The organism is Streptomyces sp. NPDC001750 (genome assembly GCF_042892615.1).
In the GTDB taxonomy this organism is placed as follows: domain Bacteria; phylum Actinomycetota; class Actinomycetes; order Streptomycetales; family Streptomycetaceae; genus Streptomyces.
Genome location: NZ_JBIAUE010000004.1, coordinates 158,723 through 177,388, shown reverse-complemented (window position 1 = coordinate 177,388; position 18,666 = coordinate 158,723). Strand labels below are relative to the sequence as shown.

At 73.3% G+C, this 18,666-nt stretch carries 18 protein-coding genes; 12 read left to right on the top strand and 6 right to left on the bottom strand.

The window, feature by feature from the left end:
* Nucleotides 1-20: 20 nt before the first annotated feature.
* Nucleotides 21-302 (bottom strand): Lrp/AsnC family transcriptional regulator, encoded by a 282-nt coding sequence (locus tag ACFYY6_RS09060; protein ID WP_073782239.1) that lies wholly within the window; start codon nucleotides 300-302, stop codon nucleotides 21-23.
* On the bottom strand, nucleotides 299-1,051 hold the full coding sequence (locus ACFYY6_RS09055) for a rhomboid family intramembrane serine protease (RefSeq protein WP_351518514.1): 753 nt from the start codon (nucleotides 1,049-1,051) through the stop codon (nucleotides 299-301). The genes ACFYY6_RS09060 and ACFYY6_RS09055 overlap by 4 nt, the downstream gene beginning before the upstream one ends.
* A 198-nt stretch (nucleotides 1,052-1,249) precedes the next feature.
* Here ACFYY6_RS09055 and ACFYY6_RS09050 point away from each other — a divergent pair, with 198 nt between their 5' ends.
* From ACFYY6_RS09050 to ACFYY6_RS09030, 5 genes are all read left to right on the top strand, one after another.
* The gene (locus tag ACFYY6_RS09050) at nucleotides 1,250-1,492 is read left to right on the top strand and encodes a hypothetical protein (RefSeq protein ID WP_073782241.1); all 243 of its coding nucleotides are present in this window, start codon (nucleotides 1,250-1,252) and stop codon (nucleotides 1,490-1,492) included.
* Nucleotides 1,493-1,532: 40 nt separating this feature from the next.
* The gene (locus ACFYY6_RS09045; RefSeq protein ID WP_351518540.1) at nucleotides 1,533-2,897 is read left to right on the top strand and encodes an NYN domain-containing protein; all 1,365 of its coding nucleotides are present in this window, start codon (nucleotides 1,533-1,535) and stop codon (nucleotides 2,895-2,897) included.
* Between the two features lie 280 nt (nucleotides 2,898-3,177).
* Entirely contained in the window at nucleotides 3,178-4,218 is a 1,041-nt protein-coding gene (locus ACFYY6_RS09040) for an NlpC/P60 family protein (RefSeq protein ID WP_351518512.1), read from the top strand.
* A 235-nt stretch (nucleotides 4,219-4,453) separates the two neighbouring features.
* Entirely contained in the window at nucleotides 4,454-5,485 is a 1,032-nt protein-coding gene (locus tag ACFYY6_RS09035; RefSeq protein ID WP_351518510.1) for an NlpC/P60 family protein, read from the top strand.
* A gap of 72 nt (nucleotides 5,486-5,557) precedes the next feature.
* Nucleotides 5,558-6,820: a hypothetical protein gene (locus ACFYY6_RS09030; RefSeq protein ID WP_386608721.1), complete on the top strand. Its 1,263-nt coding sequence runs from the start codon at nucleotides 5,558-5,560 to the stop codon at nucleotides 6,818-6,820.
* Nucleotides 6,821-7,002: 182 nt separating this feature from the next.
* On the opposite strand, the gene ACFYY6_RS09025 is transcribed toward ACFYY6_RS09030, so the two are convergent.
* On the bottom strand, nucleotides 7,003-8,265 hold the full coding sequence (locus ACFYY6_RS09025) for a glycosyltransferase 87 family protein (protein ID WP_389192329.1): 1,263 nt from the start codon (nucleotides 8,263-8,265) through the stop codon (nucleotides 7,003-7,005).
* 139 nt (nucleotides 8,266-8,404) lie between these two features.
* On the opposite strand from ACFYY6_RS09025, the gene ACFYY6_RS09020 reads away from it, so the two are divergent.
* Complete coding sequence (locus ACFYY6_RS09020; protein ID WP_351623640.1) at nucleotides 8,405-9,547, top strand: glycosyltransferase family 4 protein; 1,143 nt, start codon at nucleotides 8,405-8,407, stop codon at nucleotides 9,545-9,547.
* 162 nt (nucleotides 9,548-9,709) lie between these two features.
* Here the strand turns inward: ACFYY6_RS09020 and ACFYY6_RS09015 are convergent, their stop codons facing one another.
* Nucleotides 9,710-11,506, bottom strand: a complete 1,797-nt coding sequence (locus ACFYY6_RS09015; RefSeq protein ID WP_389192326.1) for an AMP-dependent synthetase/ligase — start codon at nucleotides 11,504-11,506, stop codon at nucleotides 9,710-9,712.
* Between the two features lie 273 nt (nucleotides 11,507-11,779).
* On the opposite strand from ACFYY6_RS09015, the gene ACFYY6_RS09010 reads away from it, so the two are divergent.
* The 6 genes from ACFYY6_RS09010 to ACFYY6_RS08985 all read left to right on the top strand — a co-directional run bounded on the left by ACFYY6_RS09010 (nucleotide 11,780) and on the right by ACFYY6_RS08985 (nucleotide 16,976).
* Nucleotides 11,780-12,586, top strand: a complete 807-nt coding sequence (locus tag ACFYY6_RS09010) for a metallophosphoesterase (RefSeq protein ID WP_351525457.1) — start codon at nucleotides 11,780-11,782, stop codon at nucleotides 12,584-12,586.
* Between the two features lie 179 nt (nucleotides 12,587-12,765).
* Nucleotides 12,766-13,215 (top strand): SRPBCC family protein, encoded by a 450-nt coding sequence (locus ACFYY6_RS09005; protein ID WP_073788906.1) that lies wholly within the window; start codon nucleotides 12,766-12,768, stop codon nucleotides 13,213-13,215.
* Between the two features lie 4 nt (nucleotides 13,216-13,219).
* Nucleotides 13,220-14,548 carry an ArsA-related P-loop ATPase gene (locus tag ACFYY6_RS09000; protein ID WP_351623636.1) on the top strand — a complete coding sequence of 443 codons (1,329 nt, stop codon included), beginning with the start codon at nucleotides 13,220-13,222 and terminating at the stop codon, nucleotides 14,546-14,548.
* Between the two features lie 92 nt (nucleotides 14,549-14,640).
* Complete coding sequence (locus ACFYY6_RS08995) at nucleotides 14,641-15,099, top strand: DUF5304 domain-containing protein (protein WP_360112489.1); 459 nt, start codon at nucleotides 14,641-14,643, stop codon at nucleotides 15,097-15,099.
* A gap of 72 nt (nucleotides 15,100-15,171) precedes the next feature.
* Entirely contained in the window at nucleotides 15,172-16,113 is a 942-nt protein-coding gene (locus ACFYY6_RS08990; RefSeq protein ID WP_351525460.1) for an ROK family glucokinase, read from the top strand.
* A gap of 104 nt (nucleotides 16,114-16,217) precedes the next feature.
* Entirely contained in the window at nucleotides 16,218-16,976 is a 759-nt protein-coding gene (locus ACFYY6_RS08985; protein ID WP_388649528.1) for an endonuclease/exonuclease/phosphatase family protein, read from the top strand.
* 80 nt (nucleotides 16,977-17,056) lie between these two features.
* Here the strand turns inward: ACFYY6_RS08985 and ACFYY6_RS08980 are convergent, their stop codons facing one another.
* Both ACFYY6_RS08980 and ACFYY6_RS08975 read right to left on the bottom strand, forming a co-directional pair.
* Entirely contained in the window at nucleotides 17,057-17,836 is a 780-nt protein-coding gene (locus ACFYY6_RS08980) for a hypothetical protein (RefSeq protein ID WP_389192323.1), read from the bottom strand.
* Entirely contained in the window at nucleotides 17,829-18,608 is a 780-nt protein-coding gene (locus tag ACFYY6_RS08975; RefSeq protein ID WP_351524464.1) for an alpha/beta fold hydrolase, read from the bottom strand. The genes ACFYY6_RS08980 and ACFYY6_RS08975 overlap by 8 nt, the downstream gene beginning before the upstream one ends.
* Between the last annotated feature and the right edge of the window lie 58 nt (nucleotides 18,609-18,666).

Here is an 18,666-nt window from a genome sequence, read left to right as displayed (position 1 = left end):
CGGGGTGCGGGAGGCGGACGCTACGCGTCGAGGCCGATGTTGAAGGCGGCCTCCAGGTCGTGCTGCGAGTACGTGCGGAAGGCCACGTGCGTGTCGGTGGCCTCGACGCCGGGGATCTTGCTGATCCGGCCGGGGATGACGTCCGCCAGGTCGTCGTGCCGGGCCACCCGGACCATGGCGATCAGGTCGTAGGTGCCGGTGACGGAGAAGACCTCGCTGACGTTGTCCAGCGCGGCGATGGCCTCGGCGATCTCGGGAATCCGGTCCACGCTGGTCTTGATGAGCACGATCGCGCTGATCACGGCTGGTTCTCTCCCTCGGTGGCCGCTGCTGGGGCCTTCACTCTATCCGCACGCCGGTAGCGCCCCCATGCGTAGAGGAAGCCGAGCGCGAAGCCGACCACATGGGCCAGATAGGCCACGCCGGGCCCGCCGTCGCCGGAGTTCCGGACCGCCAGCCACTGCAGGACGAACCAGAAGATCAGGACGATCCAGGCGGGGAAGCGCAGCGGCAGGAAGAAGAGGAACGGGAACAGGCTGGTGACCCGGGCCCTGGGGAACAGGTACAGGAAGGCCCCCAGTACCGCCGAGATGGCCCCCGAGGCGCCGACCAGTGTCTGGTCGGACGTGGCGTGCACGGCGGCGTAGGCGGCCAGCGCGAGATAGCCGCACACCACGTAGAAGAGGGCGAACTCGGCGCGGCCCATGCGCTCCTCCGTCATCGCCCCGAACACGTACAGGAACAGCATGTTCCCGAGCAGATGCAGCCAGCTGCCGTGCACGAAGAGGGCGGTGAGCGGGGTGAGCAGGACGCGCCCGGAGCCGTTCCACAGCTCGTTCGGGATCACCCCCCAGCGTTCGAAGTAGCCGGCCTGTGCGGCGAGCACGGCCTCGGCGGTGCCCTGGGGCGGGCGGAGGCCGGAGAGCGGGCCGAGCACGAAGATCAGGCAGCACGCCGCGATCAGGGTGTGGGTGACCAGCGGGCCGCCGGAGGTGACCGTCCGTAGGAGTCCGCTGGTCAGCCTGCCGGCCGCAACTCGCAGATCGATCATGAACAGAGCATGACGCAAGTGGAGGGAACGGGACAGACCGCCTCGCCGTGTCGGGCGGACGCGGCGAGGCCGTAGGGTTAAGAGGGGCCGGTGGTGAGCAGAGCGGCCCCTTGCACGGCAGGACAATCCGCAGTTCGACGGCGCACCGCGAGATCCTTGAAACAGACGGCATCAGGATCGACGAAAGAGGACGCAACGATGACGACGGTTCCGCAGCCGACCGACGGGACCCGCTGGCGCTGCACGCTCTGCGGAAATCTCACGCGCTTCGACGTGACGCGTTCCTCCAAGGTCGTCGAGTACGTCCATCTCGACCTGGCCGGGGAGGCAACCGTCGAGGAACGCGAGGTGGTCAGTGAGACCATCGAGTCGGTGCGTTGCCGTTGGTGCAACGCGGTGGACCAGATCGAACTGGTCGCCAGGCCGGGTGCCGACTCCTGACGGAGCCGCGCACAGACAATCGATTTTGAGGTGACGGATGGTGGAGCGGCCCGCAAGCGGCGCCGAACCGGCCGAGGCGGCCGACGGCGCTGTCGAGGCGCTCGACCGCCCGCTGCCCGAAGGCGTGCGACGGCGGGTCGTCGCGCTGGTCTCGGACGCGTTCGGCGGTCTGACGGTCGGCGAACTCCCGGCCCCGTTGAGACAGTACGCCCGCTTCACGCCGACCCGGCGCGCCAAGTTCGCCGGGAACGCGATGGCGGCGGCGCTGGAGAGCGACGCGCTGTTCCGGCAGCGCATCGGTGAACGGCTGGGGGAGCAGCAGCCGGAGCTGGCCCGTGCCCTGGAATCCGGTTCGCCGCCCGCGGCCGCCGATCCCGTCGACGTCGCCGCGGCCGCCTATGTGCTGCGCCCGGTGGGCTGGGTGAAGCTGGTCGCCGCCGCGGGCGAGGAGGTCCAGCGCGCCGAGGCCGAACGGGCCGACGAGGCGAGCCGCCGCGAGCTGGAGCAGTTGCGCGAGGAGCTCGCCCGGGCCCGTGCCCAGACCAGGAGCGAGACGGAACGGCTGCGCGCCGAACTGGACGCCGCCCGCAAGGAGGCCGACTCCCTCCAGCGCAAACTGCGCAGCGCGGTCAACGACGTCAGGCGCGGCGAGGCCGCGCTGCGCCGCAGCCGGGCGGAGACCGATGCCGTGCGCGCCGAGGCGGCTGCCCAGCTCTCCGCGGCGGAGAGCGAGAGCCGTCGGCTCAAGGCGCGGCTCGGCGAGGCCGAGGCGTCCGCCGAGGCGGGCCGCAGGGCCGCGCGGGAGGGCCGCTCGGTCGAGGACATGCGACTGCGGCTGCTGCTGGACACGGTGCTCGACGCGGCCCGGGGGCTGCGCCGTGAACTGGCCCTGCCCCCGGCCTCGGTCCGCCCCGCGGACGGGGTCGACGCGGTCGAGCCCGGCCGGATGTCGCCCAAGGACATTGCCGCCAGGGCGCTTTCGGAGACCGACCCGGCCCTGCTCGACCAGTTGCTCGCGCTGCCGCAGGCGCACCTGATCGTGGACGGCTACAACGTCACCAAGACCGGCTACCCCCAACTGCCGCTGGAGAAGCAGCGCTTGAGGCTGCTGGGCGGCCTCTCGGTGCTCGCCGCGCAGACCGGCGCGGAGATGACCTGTGTCTTCGACGGGGCCGAACTCGCCGCCCCGGTTCTGCTCGCGCCGCCGCGCGGCGTCCGCGTGCTGTTCAGCAAGCCGGGCGTGACCGCCGACGAGTTGATCCGCCAACTGGCCCGTGCCGAACCGCCGGGACGCCCGGTCGTGGTGGTCTCCACCGACCGCGAGGTCGCCGACGGGGTGGCGAAGGCGGGCGCCCGGCCCGTCGCGTCCGCCTTGCTCCTGAAGCGTCTTTCGCGCGTCTCATGATGGTTGTCACGACTCGCCGGATTTCATGGAACGCACCGTCAGGCCGTCGCTACGGCCTGTGTGATATGGGTAAAGAAGTACCTGCTGTGGTGAGATTTTTCCGTTGAGGATTTGAACTGATCACAAGTTGGTCACTAGGGTCACCATCGAACCTTCGCTCGGTTGATCACCCATCCGGGGTGACGGCGAAGGACCCGCCGAGTCCGTGACGTGCACGGAGCCGGGGACCCGAGCCCCCCACAGCCCGGTAGGCGGCCGGAGGAAGAAGGAGATCGCCTTCGTGGCGTCCCACCGTCGTCCCAAGCAGCCGAGCCGCGCCCGTGTGACCGTGCTCACCGCGACCGCCGCCGCAGCCGTGGCCCTGTCCTCCCAGGCGGCCCAGGCCGACCCCAAGCCCTCCAAGAGCGAGGTCAAGGCGGAGGTCGACAAGCTCGGCCACGAGGCCGGCGAGGCCAACGAGCAGTACTACGGCGCCAAGGAGAAGCAGCAGAAGCTGGAGAAGGAAGTCAGCGCGCTGCAGGACAAGGTGGCCCGCGGCCAGCAGGAGATCAACAACCTGCGCAGCGGCCTCGGTTCGCTCGCCGCCGCGCAGTACCGCTCCGGTGGCCTCGACCCGTCGGTGCAGCTCTTCCTCTCCTCAGACCCGGACACCTTCCTCGACGAGGCCTCCGCGCTCGACCAGTTGACGGCCAAGCAGGCCGATGCGCTGCGGAAGATCCAGGAGAAGCAGCGGGTCCTCGCGCAGCAGCGCAAGGAGGCCCAGGACAAGCTGGGTGACCTCGCGGACGCCCGCAAGGTGATGGGCGAGAAGAAGAAGCAGCTCCAGGCCAGGCTCGCCAAGGCGCGCCAGCTGCTCAACACGCTGACCGCGGCCGAGCGCGCGAAGATGCAGGAGGCCGAACAGCGCGCCAGCAGCCGCGCCAGCCGCGACGCCGTCGACCGGGTCGAGCTGGGCAACGAGGCCCCGGCCTCCGCCCGCGGCGCGGCCGCCCTGAGCGCCGCCTCCACCAAGGTGGGCAAGCCGTACGCCTCCGGTCACACCGGCCCCAACTCCTTCGACTGCTCCGGGCTGACCCAGTGGGCCTACGCACAGGCCAACGTCCAGATCTCCCGGGTCACGTACACGCAGGTCAACGACGGCCCCCGGATCGGGCGCGGCGCGCTGAAGCCGGGCGACCTGGTCTTCTTCAACAACACCTCGCACGTGGGCCTCTACGCCGGCAACAACACCGTGCTGCACGCCCCGTACCCGGGCGCGTACGTCCGCTACGAGTCGATGAACACCATGGGCAGCTTCCAGTTCGGCGTGCGCGTCGCCTGACGACGCCCGAACGGGCGAATTCCCGCGCCCCGCAGATCGGCCCGCCCCGCCGGAGACCACAGGTCACCGGCGGGGCGCCCGCTTTCCCGCCCGTCCGGCCGCCCGGCGAGGTCCTGGTCGCCGCCCGGCCGTACGACTACTGTCTGCCTGCTGTGCGGCTCCCGTCGTCGGTCCGCCCGTCCGGGCGGCAGGGGCCGCGCACATCCGCGCACAGCGGAAGGGAGTGCGGTGTCCTGTGGTGTCCCATCGCCGTTCCACACAGCCCGGTCTCAACCGGGGTGCTCGCGCCACCGTTCTGTCGGCCGCGACGGCGACCGCCGCCGCCACGCTCGGGGCGGCCACCGCGAACGCCGAGCCGCAGGACACGCCCCGGAGCGTGAAGGCCCGGATCGACCGGCTGTACGTCGAGGCCGAGCGTGCCACCGAGCAGTACAACAGGGCCGCAGAGGGCGCCGACCGGCTGCGCGACGAGGCGAACCGGGCGCGCGACCGGGCGGCCCGGGGGCAGGAACACCTCAACCGGCTGCGCACCTCGCTCGGTTCGCTGGCCACCGCGCAGTACCGCTCCGGCGGCCTCGACCCGTCGGTGCAGCTCTTTCTCTCCTCCGACCCCGACACCTACCTCGAACGCGCGGCGGCGCTGAACCGCTTGACGGAGCGTCAGGCGGCTGGGCTTCGGGAGTTCCGGCAGACCCGGCGCTCCCTCGAACAGACCCGCGTGGAGGCCGCCCGCGCCCTGGCCGGACTGGAACGCAACCGCGAGACGGCCGCCCGCCACAAGCGGACCGTCGAGCGCAAACTCGCCCAGGCCAAGCGGCTGCTGGGCACGCTGCCCGGCGCCGACCGGACGGACCTCGCCAACGCCTCCCGCTCCGGCCGCGAGGACGCGTTCGCGGCGGCGGCCGGACCGCCGGCCGGCTCCGCACGGGCGGCCGTCGCCGTCATGGCGGTCCAGCAGGCCCTCGGACGTCCCTACGTCTGGGGGGCCAACGGACCCGACGGCTTCGACTGCTCCGGACTCATGCAGTGGGCGTACGCCCGGGCAGGTGTCGGCCTGCCCCGCACCTCGCAGGCCCAGCGGTACGCGGGACACATGGTGCCGCTCTCCCAGGCCCGCCCCGGGGACCTGGTGGCGTATCGCGCCGACGCCAGCCACATCGCCATGTACGTCGGCAACGGCCGGGTCGTCCACGCCCCGTACCCGGGCGCCCCGGTGCGCTACGACCCCGTCGGCATGATGCCGGTCTCCTCGGTCACCCGCGTCTGACCGGCCGTCCGCGTCCGGTTCCCGGTCGCCCGCGGTGCCCTCACCCGCGACCGGCCCCGTACTCTCGACCGGATGGGTCGGCGACGGGGACGGGACGGTGGGCGGCGCGCGGCGGGAGTGCTGCTCGCCGGGGCGCTGCTCCTGTCCGGCTGCGCGGCCCCCGGCGGCTCCGGGGCCGGTTCCGCCGATCGCGTCACGGGGGACGACGCCCGCTCCGTGCGCGCCCTCCTCGACCGCCGCGCCGCCGCCGTGACGGCCCATGACACGGACGCCTACCTGGCCTCCGTCGATCCCCGCGCCACCGGGCTGCGCGCGGCCCAGCGCCAGGAGCTGGACAACCTCGCGGACGTGCCGCTGGCCTCCTGGACGTACCGGGTCACGGAGCTGACCGGACCGGGCGCCGACCGCGTCACCGCGCACGTCCGGCTGAGCTACCGGATCAAGGGGTACGACCGGGCCCCGGCCACCGCGGACCGGGTGCTCGACCTGCGCCGGGACGGGGCGGACGGCCGTTGGTACCTCACCGCCGACCGGCCGGGCGCGGACGGCGGCGCCGGCCTGCTCTGGCAGCAGGGGCGGGTCCGGGCGGTGCGCGGCACGCACAGTCTCGTCCTCGGCGTCGGCCGCACCGGGCGCGAGCTGCGCGCGATCTCCCGGGCCGCCGACCGGGCGGTGCCCGTGGTCTCCGGTGCCTGGCCGGAACGCTGGCCCGGCCGGGTGCTGGTGCTCGTACCGCACACCGTGGAGGACATGGCCGGGCTGCTGGGCGCGCCCGCCGCCGACTACCGGGGCATGGCGGCCGTCACCACCGCGCGGCCCGGCGGCCCGGACGGGGCCCCCGCGGACCGGGTGATCGTCAATCCGCAGGCGTACGGCGCACTCGGCGCGTTCGGGCAACGGGTCGTCCTCACCCACGAGATCACCCATGTCGCCACCCGGGCCCGCACCACCGGCGCCACCCCGGTCTGGCTCTCCGAGGGCTTCGCGGACCGGGTGGCCTACCGCGCCGAGCACCGCACCGCCGCGCAGGCGGCGCCCGAACTGGCCGCCGCGGTCCGGCGCGGGGAGCTTCCCGCCGCGCTCCCGGCGGACGAGGACTTCGGATTCGCGGGCGACGAGGCCCGGCTGGCGAAGGCGTACGAGGGCGGCCTGCTGGCCTGCGAGCTGATCGCCGACGCCTGGGGCGAGCGGAGGCTCTCCGCGTTCTACCGTGCCGTCGCCGGACAGCGGGAGCGGGGCGGGGCGGTGGAACGGGCCCTGCGGGAGGTGCTCTCCAGCACCCCCGCCGCGTTCACCGCGCGCTGGCGGGAGTACCTGCGCGCCCGGCTCGGCTGAGCCTGTCCGGGGGAAGCCCGTAACGACCTCGTCCACGATGGGCAGTGGAGGAAGGAGCGGCGTCTGGAGCCTTCGAATCCAAGGCGGAGGTCCCAGACGCCGCGACGCCGCTGACAATCGTGGACGAGGTCGTAAGCCCGGCCGGTCCCGGACATGCCCCTGCCACGGTCCGCGCACACGGCTCAGGAACCGACGCGCTCCGACTCCCGGGCGGCGCGACGGCGGCCCGCCGCGATCCCGTGCCGGCTCCCGGCGTCGTCGCCGGGGGCCCCGGGTGCCGTGCGCCGCCACAGCCGACGGCAGGCGATCAGCGTCGCCGCGACCAGCAGACCGTTGCGCAGGAACACCAGCGCCACGCCCGTCGCGTCACTGGCCACCACGTTGTCGAAGCCGAACGGGAACTCCGCCTGGGTCACGCCGGTGGCGAGCAGCACCAGCCCGGCCGGCAGCCCCATCCCGCTGCCCCGGAAGACCAGGCAGACCGCCGCGAGCCCGACGAGCCACAGCATGTACTGCGGGCTGATCACCCGGCTCGTGGTCGTGAACAGCAGGACCGCTGTGAACGCCGCGTCGGCCGAGGTGCTCGCCCGGAAGGTACGGGCGCGCAGCCGCCACACCAGCAGCCAGCCGAGCGCGAGTACGGACAGAGCGAGGGAGACGGTGCTCACCAGCTCCACCCCCGGCCCCAGGAACTCCAGCGAGCCGTAGTGCAGTTCCACCCGCCCCGGCCAGCCGGACGCCCGCGCCACGTGGAACACCAGCGCCCCCAGCGACTCGACCTCGGTGCCCCGGTCGCGCTGGAAGCCGAGGAAGGCGAACGCCCCGGGGAGCGCCAGCGCGCAGCCGAGTGCGAGCCCGGCCGCCGTCACCGCCGCCGCCGTCCACGCCCGGCGCGTCCGGGAGCCGGGCGCGGTGCCGGCCAGGATCAGCGCCGGCCACACCTTCAGCAGCGCCCCGGCCGCGGCCAGCACCCCCAGCACCCGCGGGTGCCGCACGCCCGCCAGCAGCCCCGCCACCGCCACCGCCGTCACCATCAGGTCGTAGCGGGCGTACGCGGTCGTTCCCAGCAGCGGCACCCCGGCCACCCACACCCACACCCCCGCCGCCGACCGGTCCTTACAGCGGCCCGCGCGCAGCAGCAGCCCCAGCACCAGACCGTCGCACAGCAGCACGAGGACGAAGAACGCCGAGGTGTAGTCGAGGAAGGGCAGCAGGGCGGGGGAGAGCACCGCGAGTGCGGCGAGCGGCGGGTACTGCCAGGTCACGTCCGACATCGGGTACGTGCCGGAGCGCAGCACCTCCGACCAGCCCCGGTAGATCACCGAGACGTCGTCGGTCACGTCCGGACCGGGCAGGACGATCACCTTCGTGACGCAGAGCAGCAGCGCGATCCTGGTGAGGGCCCACACCGCGGGAGCGAGCCGCGCCCCGGTCGATCCCGTCATGGCAGCTCATCCGTTCCGTCGTGCGTGTGCGGTGCGTACGGCGCGGACACGAGCGGACTCGCGCGGCACGAGGGGCCATCATGCCCGCCCGCCCCCTGCGTCGGCCATCAAGACCACCCGCCCGGTACTGTCGGCCGCGATGGACAAGACCCTGATCGTGACCAACGACTTCCCGCCGCGCCCCGGTGGCATCCAGGCGTTCCTGCACAACATGGCCCTGCGGCTGGACCCCGAGCGGGTCGTCGTGTACGCCTCCACCTGGAAGCGGACCGCGGAAGGCGTCGCGGCCACCTCCGCCTTCGACGCCGAGCAGCCGTTCACCGTCGTCCGGGACCCCACGACGATGCTGCTGCCCACCCCCCGGGTCACCCGGCGTGCGGTGGGGCTGCTGCGCGAACACGGCTGTACGTCCGTATGGTTCGGCGCCGCGGCCCCGCTCGGGCTGATGGCCCCGGCGCTGCGCCGGGCCGGGGCCCGCCGCCTGGTCGCCACCACGCACGGGCACGAGGCCGGCTGGGCCCAGCTGCCTGCGGCCCGTCGGCTGCTGCGACGGATCGGCGACGGCACGGACACCCTCACTTACCTCGGGGAGTACACCCGTTCCCGGATCGCCTCGGCGCTCAGCCCCGCGGCGGCCGGCCGGATGGTCCAGCTGCCGCCCGGCGTCGACGAGAAGACCTTCCATCCGGGCTCCGGCGGGGACCTGGTCAGGGCCAGGCTCGGGCTCGCCGACCGGCCCGTCGTCGTCTGCGTGTCACGGCTCGTGCCGCGCAAGGGCCAGGACACGCTGATCCTGGCGATGCCCGCGATCCTGGAGCGGGTCCCGGACGCGGCCTTGCTGATCGTCGGTGGCGGACCGTACGCCGACGACCTGAAGAGGCTGGCCGGTCGGACGGGTGTCGAGGAGTCGGTGCACTTCACCGGGTCCGTGCCGTGGGAGGAACTCCCCGCCCACTACGGCGCGGGCGACGTCTTCGCCATGCCGTGCCGCACCCGGCGCGGCGGGCTCGATGTGGAGGGCCTCGGCATCGTCTTCCTGGAGGCGTCCGCGACCGGGCTGCCGGTCGTCGCGGGCGACTCGGGCGGCGCGCCGGACGCCGTGCTCGACGGCGAGACGGGGTGGGTGGTGCGCGGCGGCTCCGTCGAGGAGACCGCCGACCGGATCGTCACCCTGCTGCACGACCCGGAGCTGCGGCAGCGGATGGGGGAGCGGGGACGGGCCTGGGTCGAGGAGAAGTGGCGCTGGGACCTGCTGGCCGAGCGGCTCGAGGAGCTGCTCTGACGCCGTCCGGACGGTAGAACGCGAACGGGCCCGCACCCTGTCCGGTGCGGGCCCGTTCGCTCGGTCGCGTTCGGTTCCGGTGGTTCGTGCGCTCGGCGCCGGGGTTTCGTGCGCTCGGCGCCGGTGATCCGTGGTCGGCGCCGGTGGTCCGCGCGGTCGCGGTCAGCGCTGGTAGATCGCCTCGATCTCGTCCGCGTAGTCCTTCGCCACCACGTTCCGCTTCAGCTTCAGCGACGGGGTGATGTGCCCCGCCTCCTCGGTGAACTGGGAGGGCAGGATGCGGAACTTGCGGACCGACTCCGCCTTGGACACCGCGGCGTTCCCGTCGTCCACCGCCCGCTGCACCTCGGCCAGCAGCTCCGGGTCCTCGCGCAGCGAGGTGGCCGTCGCCCCGGCCGGCTTGCCGTGCTCCTCGGCCCAGCGGCGCAGGAACTCCTCGTCCAGGGTGATCAGCGCGCCGACGAACGGCCGCCCGTCACCGACCACCATGCACTCGGCGACCAGGGCGTGCCCGCGGATGCGGTCCTCGATCACGGCGGGAGCGACGTTCTTGCCGCCCGCCGTGACGATGATCTCCTTCTTGCGGCCGGTGATCGCGAGGTAGCCGTCCTCGTCGAGCGTGCCGAGGTCGCCCGTGTGGAACCAGCCGTCGGCCAGCGCCTCGACCGTGGCCGCCTCGTTGTTCCAGTAGCCGGTGAACAGGTGCTCGCCGTGCACCAGCACCTCGCCGTCGTCGGCGATCCGGACCACCGAGCCGGGCAGCGGCTGGCCGACCGTGCCGATCTTCTGGCGGTCCCACGGGTTGAACGCGGTGGCCGCGCAGGTCTCGGTCAGGCCGTACCCCTCCAGGACGGTGAAGCCGATGCCCCGGTAGAAGTGGCCCAGCCGTTCGCCCAGCGGCGCGCCGCCGGAGATCGCGTACTCGCCGCGTCCGCCCAGCACCGCGCGCAGCTTGCCGTAGACCAGCTTGTCGAACAGCTTGTGCTTCAGGCGCAGTCCCAGGGACGGCCCCTGCGGGGTGCTCAGCGCGCGGCTGTACGCGATGGCCGTGTTCGCGGCCCGGTCGAAGATCGCGCCCTTGCCGTCGGCCTGCGCCTTGGCCCGTGCCCCGTTGTAGACCTTCTCGAAGACGCGCGGCACGCCGAGGATCAACGTCGGCCGGAACGAGGCCAGTTCATCGGTGAGGTGCTTGATGTCCGGTACGCAGCCGAGCCTGATCGGCGCCATGACCGACGCCACCTCGACCAGCCGTCCGAAGACGTGCGCGGTGGGCAGGAAGAGCAGCACGGAGCACGAGCCGGTACGGAACAGAGGCTTGAGCCGTTCGACGACATTGCCGCACTCCGCGAAGAAGCTGCGGTGCGTGAGCACACAGCCCTTGGGGCGGCCGGTGGTGCCCGAGGTGTAGACGATGGTGGCCGGGTCGTCCGCCTTGGCGCTCGCCATCCGCGTGTCCACGGTCTCGTCCGGGACGTCCGCGCCCGCCTCCGTCAGCCGGGCGATCGCGTCCGCCTCGATCTGCCAGATCCCCTTCAGGGCGGGCAGATCCGCCCGGACCGACTCCACGGACGCCTCGTGCGCCGCGGACTCCACGACGCACAGGGCGGCGCCGGAGTCCCCGAGGATCCACTGGATCTGCTCGGGCGAGCTGGTCTCGTACACGGGGACGGTGACCCCGCCCGCGCTCCAGATCGCGAAGTCGAGGAGGACCCACTCGTAACGGGTGCGGGACAGCAGGGCCACCCGGTCGCCCGCCTCGACGCCCGCCGCGATCAGCCCCTTGGCGACCCCTCTGACCTCGGCGAGGAACTGCCTGGCGTCCACGTCGGCCCACGCGCCCCCCACCTTGCGGCTCATCACCGCGACGTCGGGATGCTGAGCGGCATTGCGGCGGATGAGATCCGTCAGGTTGCCGTCCGAGGGGACCTCGTACAGGGCCGGAAGGCTGAACTCGCGCAAGACTGCTGCTCCTCATCGGGCTCCGGTGCCACGGCTCTGTGTGACCCACCGACTGCGGTCCAAGATAGGCAGATGCTCATGTGTGAAGTGAGCACGACTGGACTGCCCGGACGTTACCCACCAGTACTCAGTTCTCGATAGGGGGTTCGGGCCAATGTCTTGTGCGTCACACACGATGGCGATCCTTGCGCGCACAGTAGCCCACCGCGCGTCATGGCCCGGGGCCCGCCGCAGGTCCGCGGGCCCTGTCCGGGCGGCACTAGGCTGGCCGCCATGCCTGCCGTACCGGACACCCGAGTCAGCCCCGCCGCGCGGCGCACGCGCCTCCACGTGGTCAGTGACGTGCACGGCAATACCGAGGCCCTGGCCCGCGCCGGGGACGGCGCCGACGCCCTGATCTGCCTCGGCGACCTGGTCCTCTTCCTCGACTACGCCGACCACTCGCGCGGCATCTTCCCCGACCTCTTCGGCGTGGAGAACACCGACCGGCTCGTGGCCCTGCGCACCGCCCGCCGCTTCGAGGAGGCCCGCGAGCTCGGCCGTCGCCTGTGGGCGGGCATGGACCGCGAGGCCGCGATCGTCGCGGGTGTGCGCAAGCAGTACGCGGAACTCTTCGCGGCCTTCCCCACCCCGACGTACGCCACCTACGGCAACGTCGACATCCCCGGACTGTGGGACGAGTACGCCCGACCGGGCACCACGGTCGTCGACGGCGGGCGCGTCGAGATCGGCGGCCGGGTCCTCGGCTTCGTCGGCGGCGGCCTGAAGTCCCCGATGCGCACCCCGTACGAGATCGACGACGAGGAGTACGCGGCCAAGATCGAGGCGGTCGGCACGGTCGACGTGCTCTGCACCCACATCCCGCCCGACGTGCCGGAACTGACCTACGACACGGTGGCGCGCCGCTTCGAGCGCGGCAGCCGGGCCCTGCTCGACGCCATCCGCGCGACCCGCCCCCGCTACGCGCTGTTCGGCCACGTCCACCAGCCCCTGGTCCGCCGGATGCGGATCGGCGCGACCGAATGCGTGAACGTCGGCCATTTCGCCTCCACCGGAAGGCCGTGGGCCCTGGAGTGGTGACAGGCCCGATGGCCGCTCCCGGCACGGGCCCCGGGCCCGGCGGCGGACCTCGACCCGCACGGCCGCCCCACCGGCCACGGCGCCGGACCCTGGGACGGAGCACCGCGGGCACGCGATAGCCTTCTGACGGCAGGCATCTGCCGACGCACCGGTCACACCGCACTGGAGGAGCCACGGCGATGGCTGAACACACCAGCTCGACGATCACGATCGAGGCGGCACCGGCCGACGTCATGGGAGTGATCGCCGACTTCGCCCGCTACCCGGAGTGGACCGGCGAGGTCAAGGAGGCGGAGGTGCTCGCCACCGACGACCGGGGCCGTGCCGAGAAGGTCCGCCTCGTCCTCGACGCCGGGGCGATCAAGGACGACCACACCCTCGCGTACACCTGGACCGGCGACCGCGAGGTCAGCTGGACCCTCGTCAAGTCGCAGATGCTGCGCGCCCTCGACGGCACCTACGCGCTCGCCCCGCTCGGCGACGGCGACCGCACCGAGGTCACCTACCGGCTGACCGTCGACGTCAAGATCCCGATGCTTGGCATGATCAAGCGCAAGGCCGAGAAGGTCATCATCGACCGGGCCCTGGCCGGCCTGAAGAAGCGCGTCGAGTCCGTGCCGAAGGGCTGACCCGGTGCGTACGGTTCTCGTCACCGGGCCCGGCGGCGCGGGCCGTACCACCGTCGCGGCGGCGACCGCCCTGGCCACCGCCCGCAGGGGCCGCCGCGTCCTGCTGCTCTCCGCCGACCCCATACCCGGCTTCCCCGACGGCACGGAGCCCGTCGAGGTCACCGACGGCCTCCGGTCCGCCCGCATCGACTCCGGCGAGCACTTCCGCGGCGAACTCCTCGCCCTCCAGGACCGAGCCTCCGGCGTGCTCGACCTGCTCGGCGGGCACCGGATGGACGGCGAGGAACTCACCGAACTCCCCGGCAGTTCCCAGCTCGCCCTGCTGCACGCGCTGCGCCGCGCCGCCGAGGGCGACTGGTCGGACGGCCGCTTCGACCTCCTCGTCGTCGACCTGCCGCCGCTGCGCGAAGCACTCGCCGTCCTCGCCCTCCCCGAACAGCTGCGCCGCTATCTGCGCCGACTGCTGCCCCCGGAACGCCAGGCCGCCCGCGCCCTGCGCCCCATGCTCGCCCAGCTCGCCGGGGTGCCCATGCCCGCCCAGTGGCTGTACGAGGCCGCCGCCCGCAAGGACGCCGAACTGGCCGCCGTCCAGGCCCTGATCGAGGACCGCGCCACCACGCTCCGGCTGGTCGCCGAACCGGGGCCGGCCGCCGAGGACGCCCTGCGCAGCGCCCGCACCGGCCTCGCCCTGCACGGGCTGCGCGTCGACGCCCTCGCCGTGAACCGGGTCCTGCCCCGGCACTCCGGCGACCCCTGGTTCGCGGACCTCGCCGCGCGGCAGGAGAAGACCGTCGACCACTGGTACGAGGAATGGGGCCCCACGACGGCGCTGTACGAGGTGCCCCACCTCGGCCGCGACCCCCGGAACCTCGGCGACCTCGCCCTCCTCGACGGCCTCGCCCGCTCCACCGCGCCCGCCGGGGCGGCCACCGGCGGCTTCGGGGCGGGGGACGGACTGTGCGCCGCACCGGACGAACCGGCCCCCGGCCGGGCCGACGACCCGTGGTGGATCGAGGACCCCCGGCGGACCGGCGAACCGGGCGCCGCGGACGACGGACGCACACCGCCGCCCGGCCCCCGGGCCATGGGCGCCCCGTCGGCCGACGGCGGCCCCGTCCTCGTCTGGTGCCTGCCGCTGCCCGGAGCCGTCAAGTCGGACCTGCAACTGGTGCGCCGCGGCGACGAACTGCTGCTCACCGTCGGCCCGTTCCACCGGATCATCCCCCTGGAGTCCGGACTGCGCCGCTGCACCGTCTCCGGCGCCGCCCTCACCGACGGGGTGCTCCGGGTCAGGTTCACCCCCGACCCCGGGCTGTGGCCCCGTACGGACTGAACGGCACCCCACCGTTCGGGTAACGTCGGTAGTACGTACCCGTACGGTCCCGCAGGCGCGACCGCGGGCGAACCACGTCGCAGGAGTCCGCCATGAGCGAAGCCACCGATCGTCCCGTCGACGACGACGCGTGGGCACGGGCCTGCGCCGAGGACCTCGAAGCGGAGAAGGCCCGCCGCCGCGCCCACCACGGCCCGGGCCCCGGAACCGCCGCCGAGGAGCTGCGCAAGCTGATCGACGCCGTGGCCGACCGGATCTCGTCCCTCCCGACGCCGCTGCTGGGCCCGGCGGCCCAGGGCACCGTGCAGCAGATCATCAAGCAGGCGAAGTCCGCCGCCCAGCCCGTCATCGAACGCAACCCGGACGTCTTCGACCATCTCGCCGCGGCCGGCGGCGAGCTCCTCGCCGCCTACCGCTCCGCCGTCCAGGGTCAGGAACGCCGCTGGACCAGGGACGCGGGGGACCGGGCCGGCACCGGGAAGCGGTCCGACGACCCCACCGACCCGCGCGACGGGGGAGCCTCCGGCGGCGAGCACATCGACCTGGACTGACAGTGACGAAGTCCGGGTCCGCGGCTCGGGTACGGTTGGCCCCAGCGGGGCTCGACCGAAACTGAGGGATTCATGGGACTCACCATCGGCGTCGACATCGGCGGCACGAAGATCGCGGCTGGAGTGGTCGACGAGGAGGGCCGCATCCTCTCGACGTTCAAGGTGCCGACCCCGTCGACGGCCGGCGGCATCGTGGACGCGATCGCGGACGCGGTGTCCGGCGCGAGCGAGGGGCACCGCATCGACGCGGTCGGCATCGGCGCCGCGGGATACGTCGACGACAAGCGCGCCACCGTCCTGTTCGCACCGAACATCGACTGGCGGCACGAGCCGCTGAAGGACAAGGTCGAACAGCGCGTCGGCCTTCCCGTCGTCGTCGAGAACGACGCCAACGCCGCCGCCTGGGGCGAGTACCGCTTCGGTGCCGGCCAGGGCCACGACGACGTCATCTGCATCACGCTCGGCACCGGCCTCGGCGGCGGCATCATCATCGGCAACAAGCTGCGCCGAGGACGCTTCGGCGTGGCCGCCGAGTTCGGCCACATCCGGGTCGTTCCGGACGGTCTGCTCTGCGGCTGCGGCAGCCAGGGCTGCTGGGAGCAGTACGCCTCCGGCCGCGCCCTCGTCCGGTACGCCAGGCAGCGCGCCAACGCCACCCCCGAGAACGCCGCGGTCCTGCTGTCGCTCGGCGACGGCACGATCGACGGCATCGAGGGCAAGCACATCAGCCAGGCCGCCCGGCAGGGCGACCCGGTGGCGATCGACTCGTTCCGCGAGCTGGCCCGCTGGGCCGGTGCCGGACTCGCCGACCTCGCCTCGCTCTTCGACCCGTCCGCGTTCATCATCGGCGGCGGCGTCTCGGACGAGGGCGAACTGGTCCTCGAACCGATCCGCAAGTCCTTCCGCCGCTGGCTGATCGGCAGCCAGTGGCGCCCGCACGCCCAGGTGCTCGCGGCCCAACTGGGCGGCAAGGCGGGGCTGGTGGGTGCGGCGGACCTGGCCCGCCAGGGCTGAGAGGCCGTCAGGCCGCCCGGCGGCTCCGAGCCCGCCACCGTACGGAGCCGGACGCCCGTCGCGCCCCATGGGACGCGACGGGCGTCCGCCGTATCGTGGTTCCCATGGTTGCGACGCCACTGCCCGACTCCCGCACCGAGCCGGACGGTTCGGCGGTCATCAGAGTGCTCGGCTACAACGTCCGGTCGATGCGTGACGACCGCGAGGCACTGGCCCGTGTCATCGGCGCCTGTGCCCCCGACCTCGTCCTCGTCCAGGAGGCCCCGCGCTTCTTCCGCTGGCGCAAGCACGCCGCCTGGCTCGCGGCCCGTACCGATCTCGTCGTGCTCGGCGGCGGCGCCACGGCGGCCGGGCCGCTGCTGCTCTGCTCGCTGCGGGCCGCCGTGGAGCGCACGGAGGACCTCCTGCTGCCGCTGACCCCCGGTCTGCACCGCAGAGGATTCGCCACGTCGGTGGTACGGATCGCGGGCACCCGGATCGGTCTGCTCAGCTTCCATCTGAGCCTGCGCTCCGACGAACGCCTGGCCCAGGCCGGGATGGTGCTGGAACAGCTGGACGCGATGGGCGTCGAGCACGCCATCGCGGCCGGGGACGTCAACGAGACCCCGGGCGGGGCCGCGTTCCGGCGGCTGGCCGGGCGGCTCCAGGACTGCTGGGCGGTACGGCCGTGGGGCGACGAGAACACCTCGCCGTCGGACCACCCCCAACAGCGCATCGACGCGGTCTTCGCGACGGAGGGGATCGAGGTGCTCGGCTGCGGCGTCCCCACCGGGCTGCCGGGCCTCGCCGACGCGGACCTGCGGGCGGCCACCGACCACCTGCCGGTCCTGGCGGTGCTACGGGTGCCCGCGCTCAGGCCCTGATCCCGCCGTCCGCCCCCGGTTGCCGCAGGAACGGGGCACGCGGGGAGCCCGGGTGACGGGCGCCCCGCCCCGACAGGCTCTCAGACGACCGCCCCGCGACCCGGGTCGTCCTCGTCCTCGTCGTCGTCCCCCATCCGCGCCACCAGGGTGATGAAGCCGCCCACGAAACCGCCGACGCAGACCGTGCCGAGCCACCAGGTGATCTCCCACCGCAGCAGGACCGCGAGCAGCATCAGCACCGGACCGCCGACGACCGCGAGCCAGGCGAACTTCGCCGTGACGTCGGCCTCCGGCAGCGGCGGCGGCTCCGGGGGGACGAAGTGCCCCTCGTCCGTGTCGTCGAGGTCGTCGTCCTCGGGCTTCGCGAGCTCGTAGTCGCGCGGTCCGCCGACACCGGGCGCGAACACGACCGAGCTGCCGAGCGGGCGCTCCGGCGGCCCGGGGGCCTTCTTGCCGATCCCCTTGTCCGGATCGAGCACGCCCGACCGGTCGTCCTCCAGCCCCGCGAGGTCCTCGATCGACCGGAACGGCCTGGCGCCCGGCGGGTCCGGCGGCTCCTCGCCGTACCCCGCGACGATCGCCTGCCAGGCCGCGTCCTCGTCGAGCCGTTCGTTGTCCGGGCCCTCTCCCGGGCCGGGGCCGTCCGGCGGGCCGGCGTCGGCGGACGCCTTCTCGGCCGGGGCCGTAGCCGACGACGGGCCCGCGTCCCGCGCGTCCGTACGGTCGCCGCCTCGGCGTCCGTCCCCGGGCGCGTCCGCCGCCTCCGGAGCCACGCCCTCCACGGGCCGTGCGGTTCCCTCGGCGGGAAGGGACTCGCGCCCGTCCTCGCCTCCCGTGCGCTCCGCCTCGTGCTCAGCCACCGGACCCGCTCCCCTTCTTCCCGACGCTCGGAGCGAGGCGGCCGATGAACCTGTGGCTCTCGTCGAAGATCCGCTCCGCATCGTGGTCCAACGTCGCCACGTGGTAGCTCTGTTCCAGCAGGATCTCCTCGACGTCCGTCGACGACACCCGGCCGAGGATCCGGGCCGAGTCGGCGGGCGGCACCACATGGTCCTGCGGGCTGTGCAGCAGCAGGAGGGGCTGCGTGACCTGGGGCAGCTCGGCGTCGACCAGGCGGAGGAACTGCCGCAGCGAATGCGCCGCGTGCAGCGGCACGCGGTCGTACCCCAGCTCCGGCGAGCCCTCCTTGGCGATGTCGTTCGCCAGGCCCTTCGTCGTCCGCACCAGGTGGCGGGCGACCGGCAGCGCGTACGCCGACAGACCGTGCACCTTGTTCGCCGGATTGACGAGCACCAGCCCGCTGATCGCGTCACCGTGCTTCGCCGCCAGCCGCAGCGTCAGCGCGCCGCCCATGGAGAGGCCGCAGACGAAGACCTGGCCGCACCGCTCCAGCAGCCCGCGCAGCTCCCGGTCCACCTCCGCGTACCAGTCCTGCCAGCCGGTGACCTGCATGTCCTCCCAGCGGGTGCCGTGTCCGGGCAGCAACGGGAGCGAGACGGTGAGGCCGCGTTCCGCCAGATGGTCGGCCCAGGGGCGCAGCGACTGGGGGGAACCGGTAAATCCATGGCAGAGAAGGACACCGACCTCTCCGCCCTCGTGGCGGAACGGCTCGGCTCCAGGCAGGACCGGCACCGGGGATCTCCTGTTCGTGAGGCTCGAAGGGGACGAGAGCTCGAAGGGGAACGAGACT

Bases quoted from the DNA above. Each gene is read 5' to 3' on its own strand.
- ACFYY6_RS09055 (WP_351518514.1), bottom strand. From the start codon at position 1,051: ATGATCGATCTGCGAGTTGCGGCCGGCAGGCTGACCAGCGGACTCCTA.
- ACFYY6_RS09050 (WP_073782241.1), top strand. From the start codon at position 1,250: ATGACGACGGTTCCGCAGCCGACCGACGGGACCCGCTGGCGCTGCACG.
- ACFYY6_RS09030 (WP_386608721.1), top strand. From the start codon at position 5,558: ATGGGTCGGCGACGGGGACGGGACGGTGGGCGGCGCGCGGCGGGAGTG.
- ACFYY6_RS09025 (WP_389192329.1), bottom strand. From the start codon at position 8,265: ATGACGGGATCGACCGGGGCGCGGCTCGCTCCCGCGGTGTGGGCCCTC.
- ACFYY6_RS09020 (WP_351623640.1), top strand. From the start codon at position 8,405: ATGGACAAGACCCTGATCGTGACCAACGACTTCCCGCCGCGCCCCGGT.
- ACFYY6_RS09010 (WP_351525457.1), top strand. From the start codon at position 11,780: ATGCCTGCCGTACCGGACACCCGAGTCAGCCCCGCCGCGCGGCGCACG.
- ACFYY6_RS09005 (WP_073788906.1), top strand. From the start codon at position 12,766: ATGGCTGAACACACCAGCTCGACGATCACGATCGAGGCGGCACCGGCC.
- ACFYY6_RS08995 (WP_360112489.1), top strand. From the start codon at position 14,641: ATGAGCGAAGCCACCGATCGTCCCGTCGACGACGACGCGTGGGCACGG.
- ACFYY6_RS08990 (WP_351525460.1), top strand. From the start codon at position 15,172: ATGGGACTCACCATCGGCGTCGACATCGGCGGCACGAAGATCGCGGCT.
- ACFYY6_RS08985 (WP_388649528.1), top strand. From the start codon at position 16,218: ATGGTTGCGACGCCACTGCCCGACTCCCGCACCGAGCCGGACGGTTCG.